This is a genomic window from Acidimicrobiia bacterium, from assembly GCA_036271555.1.
Taxonomy (GTDB): Bacteria; Actinomycetota; Acidimicrobiia; order IMCC26256; family PALSA-610; genus DATBAK01.
The window spans coordinates 42,310-59,740 of the sequence record DATBAK010000005.1; the positions used below are offsets into that span (position 1 = coordinate 42,310).

A 17,431-nucleotide genomic window follows, 5' to 3' on the forward strand; every position below is an offset into this window, starting at 1 on the left:
GGAGCGACCGGCACCTCAGGTTGCGCTCAGGGGCGACGTCGGTCCTGGTCAGCGGGCCGCGACAATAGAACCCTCATGCGAGTGCTGATGATCGAAGACGAGGTGCCGCTGGCCGAAGCGGTGGGTCGCGGCCTGCGCCGCGAGGGCTACCAGGTCGAATACGCGCACGACGGGCTGACCGGTCTCAGCCGCGCGCGTGACGGCGGCTACGACGCCATCATCCTCGACATCCTCCTGCCGAAGATGAACGGCTACAAGGTCTGCGAGACCTTGCGGGGCGAGGGCGTGTGGACGCCGATCCTCATGCTCACCGCGAAGGACGGCGAGTACGACGAAGCCGAGGCGCTCGACACCGGCGCCGACGACTTCCTCTCGAAGCCGTTCTCGTTCGTCGTGCTCGTGGCGCGGCTGCGCGCGCTGCTGCGCCGGGGCGCGCCGAAGGTCGTCACGATGCGCATCGGCTCGCTCGTGCTCGACCCCGCGCGCCGCAGCTGCCGGCGGGGCGATAAGGAGATCGAGCTCACGCGCCGCGAGTTCACGTTGCTCGAGGCGTTGATGCGGCGCGACGGCGTGGTCGCATCGAAGGACGAGCTGCTCGAAGAGGTGTGGGGTCCCGAGTTCGAAGGCGACCGCAACATCGTCGAGGTCTACGTCGGCTATCTGCGGCGCAAGATCGACGACGGCCACGAGTCGCGCATGCTGCACACCGTTCGGGGCGCGGGCTACCGCATCGTCTCCGACGCCACGAGCTGAGCGCGCGGAGCCGTCGACGTGGCGAGCTCGTGGCGTCGTCGGCTGCTGGCTCCGTTCGAGCCGGTGCGGGTACGCATCACGATCGCGGCGACGCTCGCGTTCGGCCTCGCGTTCGCGGGCGCGTCGGTCGCGCTCGTGCACACGGTGCGCAACTCGCTCGAGGCGCGCGCCGACGCCGACACGAGCCGCGCGATGCAGCGCGTGGCGGCGGAGTTGAAGAACGGCACGAGCCCGTACGACGTCACGATGCGGTCCGAGCCCGTGTACTACGAGATCTTCACGCGCGATGGAAGCGTGATCTCCGGCAGCGTGAACACGCGACTCTCGGTCGTGCTGAGCGGCCGCTCGCACGTGTCGACCGCGCGCGACTCCGACGGCAACTACTACAACGTCGCGTGGGGTGGCGTGCGGCTCCCGAATCAGAAGTTCACGATCGCGATCGCGACCCCGTCGGAGGTGCGGCGCAGCGTCGACACGTTGGCACGATCGCTCTGGATCGGCACGCCGTTCCTCATCCTGCTCGTCGGAACCGTGGTGTGGGTGCTCGTCGGGCGGGCGCTGCGACCCGTCGAGGCGCTGCGGCTGCAGGTCGACGAGATCACGGCGACGACGATGGATCGCCGAGTGCCCGTGCCCCGCACCGACGACGAGATCGCGCGCCTGGCGCGCACGATGAACGGCATGCTCGATCGTCTCGAACAGGGGTCGGCGCGCCAGCGCGCGTTCGTGTCCGACGCGTCGCACGAGCTGCGGAGTCCGGTGAGCACGATCCGCACCGAGCTCGAGGTCGCGTCGGCCGCGCCCGCGCACGCGGAGTGGCCCGCGGTCGCGCGGCGCACGCTCGCGGAGACGGATCGGTTGAGCCGCCTCGTCGACGACCTGCTCGCGCTGGCGCGGCTCGACGAGGCGCAGGGGCCGGTGCGGCGCGCGCCCGTCGACCTCGACGATCTCGTGCTCGACGAGGCCGCGCGCACGCATCGCGTGCCGTTGAGTCTGACGGGCATGAGCGCGGGTCGCGTCGAGGGGGACGTGCGGCAGCTCGCGCAGGTCGTGCGCAACCTCGTCGACAACGCGCAGCGCCACGCGGCGACGCAGGTCGCGGTCTCGTTGCGCAACGAGGACGGCGCGCTCGTACTCGTCGTCGACGACGACGGTCCGGGCGTACCGGAGGCGGATCGCGAGCGCGTGTTCGACCGATTCACCCGTCTCGACGAGGCGCGCGGGCGCGCCGACGGGGGTGCGGGGTTGGGTCTTGCGGTCGTGTGGCGTGTCGTCGAGCAACACGGCGGGGCCGTCGTGATCGGCGCCTCGCCGCTGGGCGGCGCGCGCTTCGAAGTGCGCCTCCCCGCGATCTGATCGGTGCGGGAGGCGACTTGTCGACGCGTTACCAGGGCATCGAGACGCCGCCGTTGGGGCGGAGGATCTGGCCGGTGACGAAGGAGGCGGCGTCGGAGACGAGGTAGAGGATCGTCCACGCGACGTCCTGGGCCTCGCCGACCCGGCCGACCGGTGCCTGCGCACCGAAGCGCGTGCGGTACTTGTCGAGCCGCTCGGGATCGACGTTGCCCTTGGCGTCGACGAAGTGCTGTGCCGAGAACTTCGTCTCGATCACGCCCGGCGCGAGCGCGTTGCAGCGGATGCCGTGCGCGCCGCCCTCGACCGCGACGGTCTTCGTGAGCATCGCGACCGCGGCCTTCGTGAGCCCGTAGACCGCGAGCGTCGGCGCGGGCGTGTCGATCGCGCCCGACGCGATGTTGATGATGTTCCCCGAGCCCTGCGGGATCATCACCCGCAGCGCGGCCTGGCAGCCGTACCACACGCTCTTCAGGTTGATCGCGAGGATGCGCTCGAACTCGTCGTCGCTCACGTCGACGACCATCTTGTTGAACGGCACGCCCGCGACGTTGCCCATCACGTCGAGCTGTCCGAACTCCGAGACCGCGCGGTCGACCACCGCGTCGACATCGGCGCGCTTGGTGACATCGGCGCGCATCGCGACCGCCTTGCTGCCCGCGCTCGCGATCTCGTCGGCGGTCGCCTGCGCGCCGGCCTCGTCGATGTCGGCGCACACGATCGACGCACCCGCGGCGCCGAGCGTCAACGCGGTCGCCTTGCCGATGCCGCTGGCGGCGCCGGTGAGCGCGGCGACGCGCCCCGACAGGTCGTGAATCCGGCTGATGTCGACCACGGGAACCTCCGTGTGAGCGGGACGGGCGCGGGATGTTACGGCGCGGGTTGCCGCGCGAGCAGAGTCCGCACGGCCTGGTCGAAGGCGGCGAGCGCGGGCTTGGGTCGGCCGTCGGTGTCGACGAGACCGAAGTGGTCGTCGCGGTCGAACGGGCTCGAGCCCGCGTCCTCGTACGCGAACCAGATCAGCGGACCCGTGTACGACCACTCGGTCCAGCGCTGATATGCCTGCGTGACGATCTCGGCCTGCACGGATTCGGAGACCGCCCCCCCACCGCCCTCGGTCGGCGCGCCCACCTCCGTGCCCCAGATCTTCTTGAGCGCGTCGCCATGGTCGACCATGACCTGGTGCAGCGCGGGCGTCGCGAGGAACGTGTTGTAGTCGGCCGCGAAGTCGGGCAGGTTCGGGAACGAGTAAGGGTGCAACGCGACCGCGTCGAACGCGCGCCCGCCGCCGGCCGCGTAGATCGCGTCGAGGAACGTGAGCGCCGAGATCTCGCTGCCGTTCGACGAGTCGGCGGCCGGTGACAGACCGCCCGTGATCACCGTCGCGTTGGGTTCGACCGACTTGATCGCGGCCGACGCGCGCACGAGCAACGCGGTGTATTCCTGCGGGTTCGGCCGCGGGTACCAGAACGTCGACACGTTCGGCTCGTTCCAGATCTCCCATGTCGTCACGCCCGTCGGCGCGTAGCGCTGCGCGGCCGCGCTGACAAAGCGCGCGAAGTCGTCGGGATCGATGGGCGGGTTCTTGTCGGGCGTGCCCGAAGGCCGCGCCCACGCGGGTGTGTACGACGCGAGCGCGTCGACCGAGAGGTGGCGCGCCCGCGCCGCGGCGACGATGCGATCGGTGCGCGACCAGTCGTAACTACTTGCGCCGTGGCGTTGGATGACCGACCAGTCGAAGTCGACACGCAACCAGCGCGCGTGCGTCGCCGCGATAGCGTCGAACGTCGCGTCGAAGTCCGCCTGTGGGAGCGCGGTGATGCCGAAGCCCGGCGAGAGTCCCGCGAGGTCAGCACGCGGCGGTGGCGGCGATGTCGTCGTCGTGGTCGAAGGCACCGCGGTGGTCGTCGTCGAGGAGATCGGCGGCGTCGTGAACGTCGTCGGATCCGAGCGATCGCGGCCCGAACACGCCGCCGCGAAGCAGACGAGCGCGGCAATGGCCACGACGAGCCCGACGCGCGCGCGACGACACCGCATGTCAGCGCGCGCGACGACGGCCGACGGCGACGACGTAGTCACCGCCCGCGTACGGCTGTCGATCCCACGTCGCGTAGTTCGCGACGTGATCGAGGCCGGCCGCGTCGACTGCGGCTTCGTAGTCGGCGAGCGCGAGGCGGCCGGTCAGCTGGAACCCCGCGACGACGATGCCGCCCGGCCGGACGTGGTCGGCGATGCACCCGAGCACCTCGCGCTCCGAACCCGCGGCGACGAAGATCACCACGTTGCCGGCGAGCACCGCGGCGTCGAAGGTGCGCCGGAGACGGAGCGCGCCGAGGTCACCGAGCACCCACTCCAGATCGGGAGCCTTGCGCCGGGCCTCGTCGAGCATGATCGGGTCGAGATCGACGCCGACGACGTCGAAGCCGCGGGCCGCGAGCTCGATCGCGACCCGGCCGGTGCCGCAACCGGCATCGAGCACGGACGTCGGCGGGGCGTCGGCGCCGGCGCCGCCCTGCTCGCGCAGCAGCGCCTCGACGCAGCTCGCCTCGCCGTGCACGTCGACGCCGCGGGCCTCGAGCTCCCGGAACCGCTCGTCGTAGCGGTTGCCGCGGGGCACGCCGGCCTGTTCCCAGCGGGTCACCGTCTCGTTTTAGCCGCGCGCCGGAGGGGTGTCAGCATCGCCTCCGAGCCGCGTCGGGGTTCCCTGATGAAGTCAACTGACTTCATTCTTTAAAGCAACCGTATTGAACATGAGAGTCCGACCGTGTGATGATGCGAGAGGGAGTGGGAGGGGCGGATGAGCGCACGTGGTGACAAGACCCGGGATCATCTGCTCGATACGGCCGAGCGCCTGTTCGCCCAGCGCGGCATCGCGGGCGTTTCGCTGCGCGAGGTCCGGATCGCGTCGGGTGCGCGCAACACCGCCGCGATCCAGTTCCACTTCGGCGACCGCGAGGGCCTGTACCAAGCGCTGATGGAGCGGCACCTGCCGCGCATCGCGAGCATTCAGCAACGGCTGTTCGACGACGTGCTCGAGCAGAAGGGCACGCGCGACGCGCGCGCGCTCGTCGAGGTGCTCGTGCGTCCGACGAACGACTACCTCGCGATCGGCCCGAGCGAACGGGCGTGGGTGCAGATCATGGGGAGCATGGCATCGCTCCCCGACCTGCACCTGAAGGAGATGGTGTCGGCCGCGCCCGACGCCGGTGTCCGCACCGGTGCACTGCTGTACCGCGAGCTCACGCGCGAGATGCCCGAGACGCTCGCGCGTGAACGGCTCATCATGCTTGCGCAGACGTCGGTGCATCTCACGGCCGACCACGCGCGGCTGCTCGAGGATCCGATCACGAGCCGGCGCCATCTCAACGCCGAGGCCTTCGTGGTGAACCTCGTCGACATGCTCACCGCCGCGCTGTTCGCGACCGCGACCGTGACCGCGCCGCGCAATGGCGCGAAGCCGCGCCCGGCCGCGAAGGCGAGGCGCGCCAAGAAGGCGACGACGAAGACGGCCTAGGCACCGACGGCGCCAGGGGCGGTTCCGGTCGCCCACCCCCGTTCGGGGACAATGGCGGCCGTGATTCCGCTGCTCGCGCTGGAGCGCATCTCGAGCGTCAGCCCGCTCGCGTACGTGCTCGCGTTCGGCGGCGGCGTGATCTCGTTCCTCTCGCCGTGCGTCCTGCCGCTCGTGCCCGGCTACCTCTCGCTCGTCACCGGCCTCGACCTCGTCACGCTGCGCGAGGGCTCCCGCCGCTATCAGGGCGAGATCGCGGTGACGACCGGCATGTTCGTGCTCGGCTTCGGCATCGTCTTCGTGCTGCTCGGCCTGTCGGCGTCGGCGATCGGCAGCACGCTCGTGCACCACCAGGACACCCTCACGCGCGTCTCCGGCGCGATGATGCTCGGCTTCGCGCTGTTCCTCGTGGGATCGGTGTTCCTGCGCGCGCCGTGGCTGTACGGCGAGCTGCGCTTCCATCCGCAGGTGACGCGCTACGGCCGCGCCGCACCGCTCGTCGCGGGCGCCGCCTTCGCGTTCGGATGGACGCCGTGCCTCGGGCCGGTGCTCGGCTCGATCCTCACGATCGCGGCCGACACGCACCGCGCCTGGGCCGGCGGCACCCTGCTCGTCGCGTACACGCTCGGGCTCGGGCTGCCCTTCCTCGCCTGCGGGCTCGCGCTCGGCAGGCTCACCGGCGCGCTCGCGTGGGTGAAGCGGCACCTGCCCGCGATCGTCGTCGGCTCGGCCGTCGTCGTCGGCGTCTTCGGCGTGCTGCTGCTGTTCAACAAGCTGAGCCGAGCGAACGCCGAGCTCTCGAACGTGCTCGACGACGTGCACCTGTCGTGGCTCGTGAACCTCGGTTGACCCGCAGGCACGAGCGCAGCGAGCGCGACCGGACAAGGATGCGAGCATGAGGATCGGAACATCACTGAAGAGCGTGTACCTGGTCGACGACGTGCGCGTCGGCGCGCGCCACATGATCGAGCGGGCGCGCGCGTCGCACGCGGCCGGGCTCGACTCGCTGTTCGTCGGCGATCACCACTCGACGGGCGCGCCCTACTACCAGAACACGCCGATGCTCGGTCGCTTGCTCGCCGAGTGGCACGGCCGCACCGCCGGCGTGCTCATGCTGCTCCCGCTGTGGAATCCGGTGCTCGCGGCCGAGCAGATCGGGACGCTCGCCGCGATCCACGACGGACCGTTCGTTCTCCAGTGCTCGATCGGCGGCGGCGACGATCAGTTCGGCGCGATGGGCGTCGAGCTCAAGCAGCGACCGTCGCGCTTCGAAGCCGCGCTCGACATCATGCGCCGCCTCTTCGCGGGCGAGACCGTCGACGCCGACGGTCCGTACCGCGTGCGCGGTGCGCGGATCGGGCCGCGGCCGCCGGAGCCCGTCGCCGTGTGGATCGGCGCATCGGCACCGAAGGCCGTCGACCGCGCCGCGCGTCTCGGCGACGGTTTCCTCGTCGGACCCGAGGCGACGCCCCAACAGGTCCGCCAGCTCGTCGACCTCTACCGCGAGCGCTGCGCCGCGCACGATCGCGAGCCGGGGACGATCGCGGTACGACGCGACGTACACGTCGGCGCGAACGCCGACGACGCGGAGCGCGTGGCGGGATCGGTCGTGCGCGGCGGTTACCGCGGCTTCAACACCGACGCGCCGGTCTGGGGCGACGTCGCGCAGGTGACCGACGCGTTCGCCGCGCTCGCGACGCTCGGCGCGACCGACGTGATCGTGCGGCATCTCGTCGACGACCAGCGCGAGGTGCTCGCGTCGATCGAACGTCTCGCCGACGTGCGCGCCGGGCTCGGCTGATCGTCGAACCAGACCGTCGGCACGTCGAGGCGCGCGAGCCGGCACGAGAACGAGTCGGGGCGCGACACGATCTGCACGGCGAGTCCGCGCGCGCACGCTTCGCCGAGCCGCTCCGCGAACACGCCGTCGCCGCTTCCGACCGACAGCCGGTCGAAGCGGCGCGCCACCCACGCCATCGGCGACGCTTCGAGGAGCTTGCGGTCGGCACCCTGCGGGCCGCGCGCCGCGAAGCGGTGACAGTCGACCGCGTGCGACCAACCGAGCTCGACCATGAGCCACGGGTTGCCGGCGACGAACACGAGGTCACCGCGTTGGAAGTCGGCGCGTTCGAGGTACTCGTCGAGCGCGCGCCCGACCGCGGGTCCCCGTGCCCACGGGTCGGCGAGCAGGTTCTCGAGGTCGACGAGGTGGAGGCCGCGGCGGCCCGGCGTGACCGGCAGCCCCCCGTCGACCACCACTGCCGCCATGACGCGCGTCCTCTCGCCGCGAACCACTCATTGTGCCGACGCCCGGCGACCGGCGCAGGTATCCCGTTTGGGTGGGCACGGACGCGCGGACGGCGGCCGCCACACGGCCGGTCGGGAATCGGGCAAGCTGGCACCGTGCCCGATGCCCTCCTCGTGAACGAGCCCTCCCAGCTCGCCGAGATCGTCCGCGTGCTTCGCGACGAGCCCCGCTACGGGCTCGACACCGAGTTCCAAGGCGAGCGCACGTACCACCCGCGACTCGCGCTCGTGCAGGTCGCGTGGCCGGGCGGGCTCGCGGTCATCGACCCGCTCCTCGTCGACGTCGCGCCCCTCGGCGAGGTGCTCGGTGGGCCCGGCACGATGGTCGCCCACGCCGGCGACCAGGACCTCACGATCCTCGAACGGGCCTGCGGCGTCCGGCCCGCGCACCTCTTCGACACCCAGATCGCCGCCGGTTTCCTCGGCTTCGGGACCCCGTCGCTCGCCTCTCTGTGCGAGCGGATCCTCAACGTGCGCCTCGGCAAGGCCGACCGCCTCACCGACTGGACGCGCCGGCCGCTCACCGCCGACCAACTCACGTACGCGGCGTCCGATGTCGAGTACCTCGGCGCGATCTACGACTCGCTCGTCGGCCGGCTCGTCGAGGAAGGCCGGCTCGAGTGGGCGATCGACGAGTGCGAGGAACGGCGGCTGCGCGTGCGGGGTCGTCCCGATCCGCAGACCGCGTGGTGGCGCATCAAGGGGAGCCGGCAGCTGCGCGGCAAGTCGCGCGGCGTCGCGCAGGAGGTGTCGGCGTGGCGCGAGCGCGAGGCGGAGCGCGCCGACCTGCCGCCGCGGTTCGTGCTCCCCGATCTCGCGCTCGCGGGCATCATCGCCCGCGGGCCGCGCACGCGCGAGGACCTCTCGGCGGTGCGCGGGCTCGACGGCCGGCACGTGCGCGACGGAAGCGCGCAGGCGATCCTCGCCGCGGTCGCGCGGGGCCTCGACCTCACGCCCGCGGAGCTGCGGATGCCCGAGAGCGACGCGACCGACCGCTCGCTCGCGCCCGCGGTCACGGTGATCATGGCGTGGCTGTCGCAGCGCGCATCGGAGCTCGACCTCGAGCCGTCGTTGCTCGCCACGCGTGCCGACCTGAACGCGTTGCTCTCGGCCGGGACCGGTCGGCTCGCGACCGGATGGCGACTCGAGACCGTCGGCGAGCCGATCCGCCGACTCCTGACCGGCGAGGCTGCGATCGTCCTCGAGAAGGGCGGCCGGCGCATCACGCTCACTGACACGTTGACCGACACGCTCACCGACCCGCTCACCGACCCGTAGCGGTCGCGGTCGCGGTCGCGGTCGGAGGAACCGCGCCCGGTCGATAGGGTGCGGCGCATGGCCCGTTTCGAAGTCGGTGTGCAACTCCATCCGCAGGCGACGTCGCTCGACGCGCTGCGCACGGCGTGGAAGCGCGCCGACGAGATGGGCCTCGACAGCATCTGGGTCTGGGACCACTTCTATCCGCTGTACGGCGAGCCCGACGCGGAGCACTTCGAGGCCTACACGTTGCTCGCGGCGATGGCGGCCGACACCACGAACGCGCGCATCGGCGCGCTCGTGACGTGCAACTCGTACCGCAACCCGAACCTGCTCGCCGACATGGCGCGCACGATCGATCACATCAGCGGTGGTCGCTTCATCCTCGGCATCGGCTCCGGATGGTTCGAGCGCGACTACGACGAGTACGGCTACGAGTTCGGCACCGCGCCTTCACGGTTGCGTGACCTCGGCGAGTCGCTGCCGGTGATCATGGAGCGACTCGGACGCTTGCATCCCGCGCCGGTCGGCAACCTGCCGATCCACATCGGCGGCAGCGGCGAGAAGGTCACGCTGCGGCTCGTCGCGCAGCACGCCGACGGCTGGAACTCGTTCGGTCCGCCCGACCGGTACGCGGCCAAGAGCCGCGTGCTCGACGAGTGGTGCGCGCGCCTCGATCGCAACCCCTCGCAGATCGAGCGCACGGTCGGCATCAACGCGAACGAGGTCGACGACTGGCAGGCGTACCTCGCCGCGGGCGCGACCCACCTGATCGTGATGATGGGCGACCCCTTCGACCTCGACCCCGCCCGCCGCCTGCTCGAGATCGCGCGCTCGTCGTAGCCGCCGCCGCCTTCAGCGGATCGACCCGTCAATTGCTCGACGGGCCACTCTTCGGTGCATCCGCATCGGAATCCCGGCGGCGCCGAGCTCCGCGAGCAGGTCGTCGGGGCGACCTGTGACCTTGTCCCACGTGGCGAGCACGACGCGGAAGCCGTGGAACGCGGGGACACTCCACTTCTGCTGGTCGCGTTCGTAGTCGCGCACGTCGTCGTGCCAGCGGCGACCGTTGGTCTCGAGAATCACGCGGGGCCCGGGAAACGCGAAGTCGAATCGATACGTCTGCCCGTTCCACTCGAGCGGAAACTCGCGCACGAAGTCGCGCAGACCGCGCGCGACGAGCAACCGGCGCGTCTTCACTTCGAGGGTCGAGCGAGCAGCGAACGTCGGGTCCAGCTCGTCGAGCAGCGCGCGGAGCCGCCTGATCCCCGCGACTCCGGGCTTCGCGTGCCGGGTCAAGTAGGCGCGGAGCGCCGCGATCGTGGTCAGGCGGCGACGACGCGCGTCCTCACACGCGATCTCGAGCGCCTCGTCGTCGAGGATCGCAGCCAGCGCGACCAAGGTCGCCTCGACGCCGGTGACGCGAACACCGTTCCAGGTCCGAACCATCGCGGCGGCGACGTCAACGGTGCGATGCACGACGACCTTGGAGTCGCGGGGACGGAACGTGCGAGGGACGACGATCTCGGCAGACGCCGCTCGTACTCCTTCCAGTCCGTACATCGCGCCGGCCGAGCGCCCGAACGCAGCCGCGTCGTCGCCGGCCCAGAGCAATGCCGCGCGCAACGACTGCTCCTGCGAGCGCGGGACGGACGTCAGCACATACGTGTCCGGCAGCACGCGCTCGACGAGCACCGCGTGCGCGAACGCGCCCAGCTGTTTGCGCGTGACACCTTCGGCCACTGCGTCGCGTCCTCGGAACGCGCCGACGGATGGCACGCCGAGTCGCGCCAGGACCGCGATCGCCGACTTCTGGTCCATTGAGTTCCCCCACGGGGAATGGAAGGGCACAGAAGTGCCCGGGTCGTGGGGGAAGACGCGGAGAAGTCGGGCTACGCGGGGGTGTCGGCGAGCTCGCGGCCGATCTTCAGCAGGGAGGGCGACGCCGAGCCGAGGGTGAACTCGATCTGCTTGATCCAGAGGAAGTAGCGGTGGATCGGGTAGTCGACGTCGATGCTGATGCCGCCGTGGATGTGCAGCGCGGCGTGGCCGATGCGGCTGCCGCCCTCCGCGGCCCAGAACTTCGCGGTGGCGACCTCGAGCGGCACGACGCGGCCCTCGTCGAGGTGCGTTGCGGCCTGGAGCATCGTGAGCTCGATGCCCTGGTTGTCGATGAAGCACTCGGCCATGCGCTGACCGACCGCCTGGAACGTCGCGATCTGGCGGTCGAACTGCTTGCGGTCGATGCTGTACTGCGCGGTGATACGCATCGCGCGGTCGGCAACGCCGGACACGATCGCGCACAACGCGACCGTTGTGCGCGCCAGCGTCCAATCGAGCATCTCGCGGCCGCGCGCAACCTCGCCGAGGAGCGCGTCGCCGCCCACGCGCACGCCGTCGAGCTCGACGTGTGACTGGGGCTCGAAGTTCTCGGTCTCCTGACGCGTCGCGCGCAGCCCCGCAGCATCGGTCGGCACGAGGAACAGCGCGAGGTCGTCGTCGACGGTCGCGGGCACGAGCACGTGTGACGCGACGTGGAAGTACGGCACGCACGACTTCACGCCGTCGATGCGCCAGCCGTCGCCGTCGGCCTTCGCCGTCGTGGTCGGCGCGTCGGTCGGGCTGAGCAGCTCGGTGAGCGCGGCGGTGAGCACGGTCGTGCCCGCGGTGACGCCGTCGAGCAACGCCTGCTGCGCGTCGGAGCCGAACTGCGCGATCGGCAGCGCGGCCGACACGAGGCACGGCACGAGCGGCAGCGGCGCGACGTGGCGACCGACTTCTTGGAGCACGAGGCACAAGTCGAGGAAGCCGAAGCCGAGCCCACCGTGCGCCTCGGGGATCGCGACGCCGAGCAGGTTCGCCTTCGCGAGCTCCCCCCACGTGTCGCGATCGAAGGCGTCGCCCGAGCGCTCGACCGCCTTCAGGTGCTGCAGCGTCATGCGGTCGCCGAGGATCTGACCGATGAGCGTGGTCAGATCCTGCTGGGTCTCCGTGAGCGAGAAGTCCATGTCCGTCCTCCGGGCGCGATCAGTGCGCGATCAGTGCGCGATCAGCGCGGGCTGCCGGGCATGTTCAGCCCGAAGATGGCGATCAGGTCGCGTTGCATCTCGTTCGTGCCGCCGCCGAACGTGAGGATGTGCATCGAGCGCACGAGCGCCTCGAGCCGTCCGCGCAACACCGCGTCGGGTGAGCCGCGCCGCAGCGTCGCCGCGGGACCCATGACCTCGAGCAGCAGGCGCGCGGCCTCCATGTAGAACTCGGTGCCGTAGACCTTGATCGTCGACGCGTCGGCCGGGTTCAACGGCGCACCGTTCGACGCGTTCGACGCGATCCGCCAGTTCGCGAGCTTCAGGAACTCGAGCTTGGCGTGCACACGCGCGAGGTTGAGCTGCACCCAGTCCTGGTCGATCACGCGGCTGCCGTCGGCGAGTCGCGTGTTCTGCGCCCACTCGCGTACGTCGTGCAGCTGGCGGTCGATCACACCCGACGAGCACAACGTGACGCGCTCGTGGTTGAGCTGGTTCGTGATGAGGTTCCAGCCCTGGTTCTCCTCACCGACGAGGTTCGCCGCAGGCACGCGCACGTTGTCGTACGTCGTGATGTTCGTGTTGACGGAGCCGAAGTTGTCGATCGGCTGCACGCTGAAGCCGGGCGTGTCGGTCGGCACGATGATGATCGAGATGCCCTTGTGCTTCTTCACCTCGGTGTTGGTACGCACCGCGAGCCAGATGTAGTCGGCGTCGGTCGCGAGGCTGGTGAAGACCTTCTGGCCGTTGATCACGTACTCGTCGCCGTCGCGCACCGCACGCGTCCGCAGCGACGCGAGGTCGGTGCCGGCGTCGGCCTCGGTGTAGCCGATCGCGAAGTGGATCTCACCGGCGAGGATCTTCGGGATGAAGAAGTTCTTCTGCTCGTCGGAACCGAAACGCATGATCGTCGGCGCGACCGAGTTGATCGTGAGCATCGGCACCGGCGCGCCCGCGCGCATCGACTCGTCGAAGAAGACGTACTGCTCCATAGGGCCGAGCTCTTTGCCGCCCCACTCCTTCGGCCACTGCAGCCCGACCCAACCGTCGGCGGACATCTGCTTGAAGATCGCGCGCGGCGCCTCACCCGCGCCCTCGCTGCCGCGCAGCTGATCCTCGACCTCGGGCGTGAGGAGCTGCGTGTAATACGCGCGCAGCTCGTCGCGCATCGCCTCGTGTTCCTTCGAATACCCGACGTACATGCGCGTGCCCTCCGAAGTAGAACCCGTTTCACATCTTGGCCCGCGGTGAGCACCACGATCCACTGCGACCCGAGGCGCCGGGAGCGGTGAGCGCCCGCGGGCCGCGTATCCCGGCCCGCAAAGAGCGCGACCAGAAACCGTTCGACTAGACCGTCGCGCCGGTGACCGGGCTCGACCGGGGGCTTCCGACGAGCACGAGCGGCCACGCTCGATCCTCGGCGTCGGCCGAAGTGACGCAGTTGATGCGGATCCCGAGCGCGACGAGCTCGCCGGCGCGCGCCACGGTGTAGCGCACGATCGAGTCGTCGTCGGCGTACGCGACGCTCGCGATCACGGCGCCCTCGATCATGTTCGGGATCACACGCTCCGTCATCTCGACCGCGAGTCCCGCGCAGTTGAAGAGGTTGTTCACGATCGCGCCGATCGCGTCGACGGTGCGCGCGATCGCGTCGGGATCGTGCAGGTCGGTCTCGCTGAAGCTCGCGATGCCGACGATGTCGGGCTTGCGCACGTCGACCGTGTGAACTTCGGCACCGAGGTCGACGAGGATGCGCGTCGTCGCCTCGCCCAGGCCCGACGCCGCGCCCGTGACGATGCAGCGGCGCACCGAGTAGCCGAGGACGTCGTCCACTACTCGACGGTGATCGCGCGCTCGGGACAGTTCTCCTCGCCGGCGCGCGCCTGCACTGCGAGGTCGTCGCCGACGTCGTCCTGGAGGACGACGCAGTGCCCGAAGTCGTCGGTGCCGAACACATCGGGCGCGAGCACGTAGCAACGCCCGTGCCCCGTGCAGACCTCCGCGTCGACGCGGACCTTCAACGGCATCAGGACGCCGCCGGCGTGAACACGAGCGGGAGGTACTCGACCGCACGGATGCCCATCGTGTACTTCGGGGTCTCGCCGGACTTGATCGCGTAGTCGGGGATGCGCCGGTGGAGTTCCTCGAGCGCGACGCGCATCTCGAGCCGCGCGAGGTGCGAGCCGAGGCAGCGGTGCACACCGCCGCCGAACGCGAGGTGGCGGTTGCCCTGGCGCTCGAGGTCGACGACGTCGGCGTCGGGGAACTCCGAGGAGTCGACGTTCGCCGCGCCGAGGAGGCACATCACCGAGTCGCCGGCCTTGATCTCCTCTTCGCCGATCACGCAATCGCTCATGGCGACGCGGGGCACGCCCGGCACCGGCGTCTCCCACCGCAGCAACTCCTCGACCGCCGCGGGAACCAACGACAGGTCGTTCGCGATCGCATCGCGCCGGTCGGGATGGTTCGCGAGGTACGCGACGGCGCACGTGAGCGACGCGGTGACGGTGTCGAGACCGGCGAGCAGGAAGAGGTACGAGATGTCGAGGATGTCCTCGTCGGTGAGGCGCTGCCCTTCGACCTCGGCGGCGACGAAGCCGGAGATGAGGTCGTCGCGCGGCTCGGCGCGGCGCGCGTCCACGATCTTCTGGAAGTACGCGTAGATCTCCTGCCCGGTCGCGGACTGCACGGCCTTCGCATCGTCGGGTGTGTCGCCGACGGGCCGGATGATGTCGTCCTTGAACCGCAGGAAGAGATCGAGGTCCTCGAGCGGGAGACCCATCAGCGCGAGGAACACGGTGCACGGCAGCGGGATCGCGAACTCGTCGCTGAGCTCGCACTCGCCGCGCGCCACGAACCCGTCGATGAGCTCGTTCACGAGCCGGCGCACCTCGGGCTCGAGCTTCGCGACCTCCTTCGGCGCGAACAGCGGGTCGAGGAGGCGGCGGAACTTCACGTGGCCGGGCGGGTCGACCTGGAGCGGGATCAGCGGCCGGATGTTGCCGATGCTGATCGCGTCCATGTTCGAGGAGAACTGCTCGGGATTGCGCAGCGTGCTCATCACGTGCTCGTGCTTGGCGACGATCACCATGCCGTCCATGCGCATCACCGGCGCGCTCTCGTGCAGCGCGCGGTAGCCCGGTTGGGGCGACGCGGCGATCTCCTGGTCGAAGTCCGCCCCGCCGAAGCCCGACATCACGTCCGCCATGGTGTTCTCCCCGCTCGGAAACCTGACGTCGTCGTCAGGCTAGCCACGACGGCGGGCCGCCGCCGCCAGCTCGGGCGCGTCGTAGCCCTCGTCGCGACCGACGAGCGTGACTCCCGGCGGCACGATCTCGTCGATGCGGTCGAGCGCGTCCGCGTCGAGGCGCACACCGTCGGCCGCGAGCAGGTCGGTGAGCTGCTCCATCGTCTTCGGCCCGATGATCGTCGACGTCACCGCGGGGTGCTCGAGGCTCCACGCGATCGCGAGGTGCGTCATCGACACGCCCGCGTCGGCTGCCACCTTCTCGATCTGCTCGACCGCGTCGAACTTGCGCTGGTTGTGACGCTTCTCGGGCCCCGAGAACATGCCCATCGCCGCGCGCGAACCTTCGGGCCACTCCTGGCCGCGCTTGTACTTACCGGTGAGCCAGCCCCCGTTCAGCGGGCTCCATACGATCACGCCCATGCCGTAGCGCGCGCACGTGGGCAGCACCGCGCGCTCGATGCTGCGAGCGAGGATCGAGTACGGCGGCTGCTCGCAACGGAATCGCTCGCGGTTGCGGCGCTCCGCGACCCACTGCGCCTCGACGATCTGCTCCGCGGGGAACGTCGACGAGCCGATCGCGCGCACCTTGCCTTCGCGCACGAGATCCGTGAGCACGCCGAGGGTCTCGTCGACATCGAGCGTCGGGTCGGGCCGGTGGATCTGGTACAGGTCGATCCAGTCGGTCTGCAGGCGGCGGAGGCTGTTCTCCACCTCCATGCGGATCCAGCGGCGCGAGTTGCCCTTGCGGTTCGGGTCGCTGCCCATGTCGCCGTGCACCTTCGTCGCGAGGACGACGTCGTCGCGCCGGCCCTTCAGCGCCTTGCCGACGATCTCCTCCGACTCGCCGGCCGAGTAGACGTCGGCGGTGTCGACGAAGTTCACGCCCGCGTCGAGCGCGGCGTGGACGATGCGCGCGCACTCGTCGTGGTCGCGATTGCCCCAGAGCCCGAACATCATGGCGCCGAGACACTGGGTGCTCACCTGGATGCCGGTCTGGCCGAGCGTGCGGTACTCCATGGGTCCTCCTCGCGGCGGTCTCGCCGCATCGTGCCCCAGGCAAGCACGACCCGGCGAGACCAACCGCGGGAGGACGAGTTCGCGCGGCGGATCAAGGACGCGATCGGCGCCGCACTCGACCGCGGAGCGCCGCCGCCGTCTGCGGTCGGGCGAGACTCACGGGATGCGGGCGCTCCTCACCGCGTTGCGCTGCGAGAAGGGCGCGACCGACGCGAACCTGGCGCGCCACGTCGATCTGCTCGACGCCGGTGCGGCCGCCGGCGCGCGCATCGTCGGGTTCCCCGAGATGTCGCTCACCGGCTCGGTGGATCCCGAGCACTGGCCCGGGCGCGCGATAGGCCTCGACCACGACGCCGTGCGGAAGCTCACGGACGCGACCGCGCGCACGGGTGTCGCCGCGCGGTTCGGAATCGCGGAGGCGGGCGGCGACGCGGTGTTCATCACGCAGGTGCTCGCCGACCGCGGCCGCGTCGTCGCGCAGTACCGCAAGCGCCGGCTACTCGACGAAGACGCGTACCGTGCGGGCGCGTACCCCGCGCGCCTCGCGCTCGACGGCGCGCCGATCGGTATCGCGATCTGCGCGGAGACGGGCACCGACGTCGCGTGCGACGACGCGGCGCGGGCCGGCGCGCGCGTCGTCTTCGTCTGCGCGGCACCCGGTCTGTACGGAAGGCGCACCGACGAGGCCGAATGGCGCGCGGGCTACGAGTGGTGGTCGGGCTCGGTGCTGACCGACTGCGCGCGGCACGCGCGCCGGCACGGTCTCTGGATCGCGATCTCGAGCCAGGCCGGCGCGACCGCCGACGAGGACTTCCCCGGTCTCGCCGCCCTCGTCGCTCCCACCGGCGCGGTCGTCGCGCGCACGCCGGACTGGCACGAAACGTCCCTCGTCGTCGAGCTGCCCGATTGACGTGGCCGCGCCGTGGACCCGCTCGTCGAGCGGCGGGGCCATGCCAG

The 17,431-nt window shown here is 70.7% G+C and carries 18 protein-coding genes; 8 read left to right on the forward strand and 10 right to left on the reverse strand.

The features are described 5' to 3' along the window. The first annotated feature begins 75 nt into the window (after positions 1-75). On the forward strand, positions 76-753 hold the full coding sequence (locus VH914_02425; GenBank protein ID HEX4490035.1) for a response regulator transcription factor: 678 nt from the start codon (positions 76-78) through the stop codon (positions 751-753). A 63-nt stretch (positions 754-816) separates the two neighbouring features. After that, positions 817-2,109, forward strand: coding sequence for a HAMP domain-containing sensor histidine kinase (locus tag VH914_02430; protein ID HEX4490036.1), 1,293 nt, complete (start codon positions 817-819; stop codon positions 2,107-2,109). 28 nt (positions 2,110-2,137) lie between these two features. On the opposite strand, the gene VH914_02435 is transcribed toward VH914_02430, so the two are convergent. Genes VH914_02435 through VH914_02445 form a run of 3 tightly spaced genes read right to left on the reverse strand, consistent with a single transcriptional unit; the run spans position 2,138 to position 4,747 of the window. Further along, positions 2,138-2,941 (reverse strand): SDR family oxidoreductase, encoded by an 804-nt coding sequence (locus VH914_02435; GenBank protein HEX4490037.1) that lies wholly within the window; start codon positions 2,939-2,941, stop codon positions 2,138-2,140. Positions 2,942-2,976: 35 nt separating this feature from the next. Beyond that, complete coding sequence (locus VH914_02440) at positions 2,977-4,143, reverse strand: cellulase family glycosylhydrolase (GenBank protein HEX4490038.1); 1,167 nt, start codon at positions 4,141-4,143, stop codon at positions 2,977-2,979. A gap of 1 nt (position 4,144) precedes the next feature. Next, positions 4,145-4,747, reverse strand: a complete 603-nt coding sequence (locus tag VH914_02445) for a class I SAM-dependent methyltransferase (protein HEX4490039.1) — start codon at positions 4,745-4,747, stop codon at positions 4,145-4,147. Between the two features lie 156 nt (positions 4,748-4,903). Here VH914_02445 and VH914_02450 point away from each other — a divergent pair, with 156 nt between their 5' ends. From VH914_02450 to VH914_02470, 5 genes are all read left to right on the forward strand, one after another. Beyond that, on the forward strand, positions 4,904-5,620 hold the full coding sequence (locus VH914_02450) for a TetR family transcriptional regulator (protein ID HEX4490040.1): 717 nt from the start codon (positions 4,904-4,906) through the stop codon (positions 5,618-5,620). Positions 5,621-5,680: 60 nt separating this feature from the next. Then, positions 5,681-6,466 carry a cytochrome c biogenesis protein CcdA gene (locus VH914_02455; GenBank protein HEX4490041.1) on the forward strand — a complete coding sequence of 262 codons (786 nt, stop codon included), beginning with the start codon at positions 5,681-5,683 and terminating at the stop codon, positions 6,464-6,466. Between the two features lie 46 nt (positions 6,467-6,512). Next, the gene (locus VH914_02460; protein ID HEX4490042.1) at positions 6,513-7,418 is read left to right on the forward strand and encodes an LLM class flavin-dependent oxidoreductase; all 906 of its coding nucleotides are present in this window, start codon (positions 6,513-6,515) and stop codon (positions 7,416-7,418) included. A 602-nt stretch (positions 7,419-8,020) separates the two neighbouring features. After that, the gene (locus VH914_02465; GenBank protein HEX4490043.1) at positions 8,021-9,202 is read left to right on the forward strand and encodes a ribonuclease D; all 1,182 of its coding nucleotides are present in this window, start codon (positions 8,021-8,023) and stop codon (positions 9,200-9,202) included. A gap of 57 nt (positions 9,203-9,259) precedes the next feature. Next, positions 9,260-10,024: an LLM class F420-dependent oxidoreductase gene (locus tag VH914_02470; protein HEX4490044.1), complete on the forward strand. Its 765-nt coding sequence runs from the start codon at positions 9,260-9,262 to the stop codon at positions 10,022-10,024. A gap of 12 nt (positions 10,025-10,036) precedes the next feature. On the opposite strand, the gene VH914_02475 is transcribed toward VH914_02470, so the two are convergent. From VH914_02475 to VH914_02505, 7 genes are all read right to left on the reverse strand, one after another. Beyond that, positions 10,037-11,002 (reverse strand): hypothetical protein, encoded by a 966-nt coding sequence (locus VH914_02475; protein ID HEX4490045.1) that lies wholly within the window; start codon positions 11,000-11,002, stop codon positions 10,037-10,039. A gap of 71 nt (positions 11,003-11,073) precedes the next feature. Next, a complete protein-coding gene (locus tag VH914_02480) occupies positions 11,074-12,189 on the reverse strand; it encodes an acyl-CoA dehydrogenase family protein (protein ID HEX4490046.1) in 1,116 nt (371 codons plus the stop codon). Positions 12,190-12,230: 41 nt separating this feature from the next. Beyond that, on the reverse strand, positions 12,231-13,409 hold the full coding sequence (locus tag VH914_02485; protein HEX4490047.1) for an acyl-CoA dehydrogenase family protein: 1,179 nt from the start codon (positions 13,407-13,409) through the stop codon (positions 12,231-12,233). 145 nt (positions 13,410-13,554) lie between these two features. Further along, entirely contained in the window at positions 13,555-14,040 is a 486-nt protein-coding gene (locus VH914_02490; GenBank protein ID HEX4490048.1) for a hypothetical protein, read from the reverse strand. Further along, positions 14,040-14,234, reverse strand: a complete 195-nt coding sequence (locus VH914_02495; protein HEX4490049.1) for a ferredoxin — start codon at positions 14,232-14,234, stop codon at positions 14,040-14,042. Before VH914_02495 ends, VH914_02490 begins: the two co-directional genes overlap by 1 nt. Then, the gene (locus VH914_02500) at positions 14,234-15,415 is read right to left on the reverse strand and encodes a cytochrome P450 (GenBank protein ID HEX4490050.1); all 1,182 of its coding nucleotides are present in this window, start codon (positions 15,413-15,415) and stop codon (positions 14,234-14,236) included. Before VH914_02500 ends, VH914_02495 begins: the two co-directional genes overlap by 1 nt. A gap of 39 nt (positions 15,416-15,454) precedes the next feature. After that, entirely contained in the window at positions 15,455-16,474 is a 1,020-nt protein-coding gene (locus tag VH914_02505) for an aldo/keto reductase (protein HEX4490051.1), read from the reverse strand. Positions 16,475-16,637: 163 nt separating this feature from the next. Between VH914_02505 and VH914_02510 the strand changes: the two genes are divergently transcribed. Continuing rightward, a complete protein-coding gene (locus tag VH914_02510; GenBank protein ID HEX4490052.1) occupies positions 16,638-17,384 on the forward strand; it encodes a carbon-nitrogen hydrolase family protein in 747 nt (248 codons plus the stop codon). Positions 17,385-17,431 lie beyond the last annotated feature (47 nt).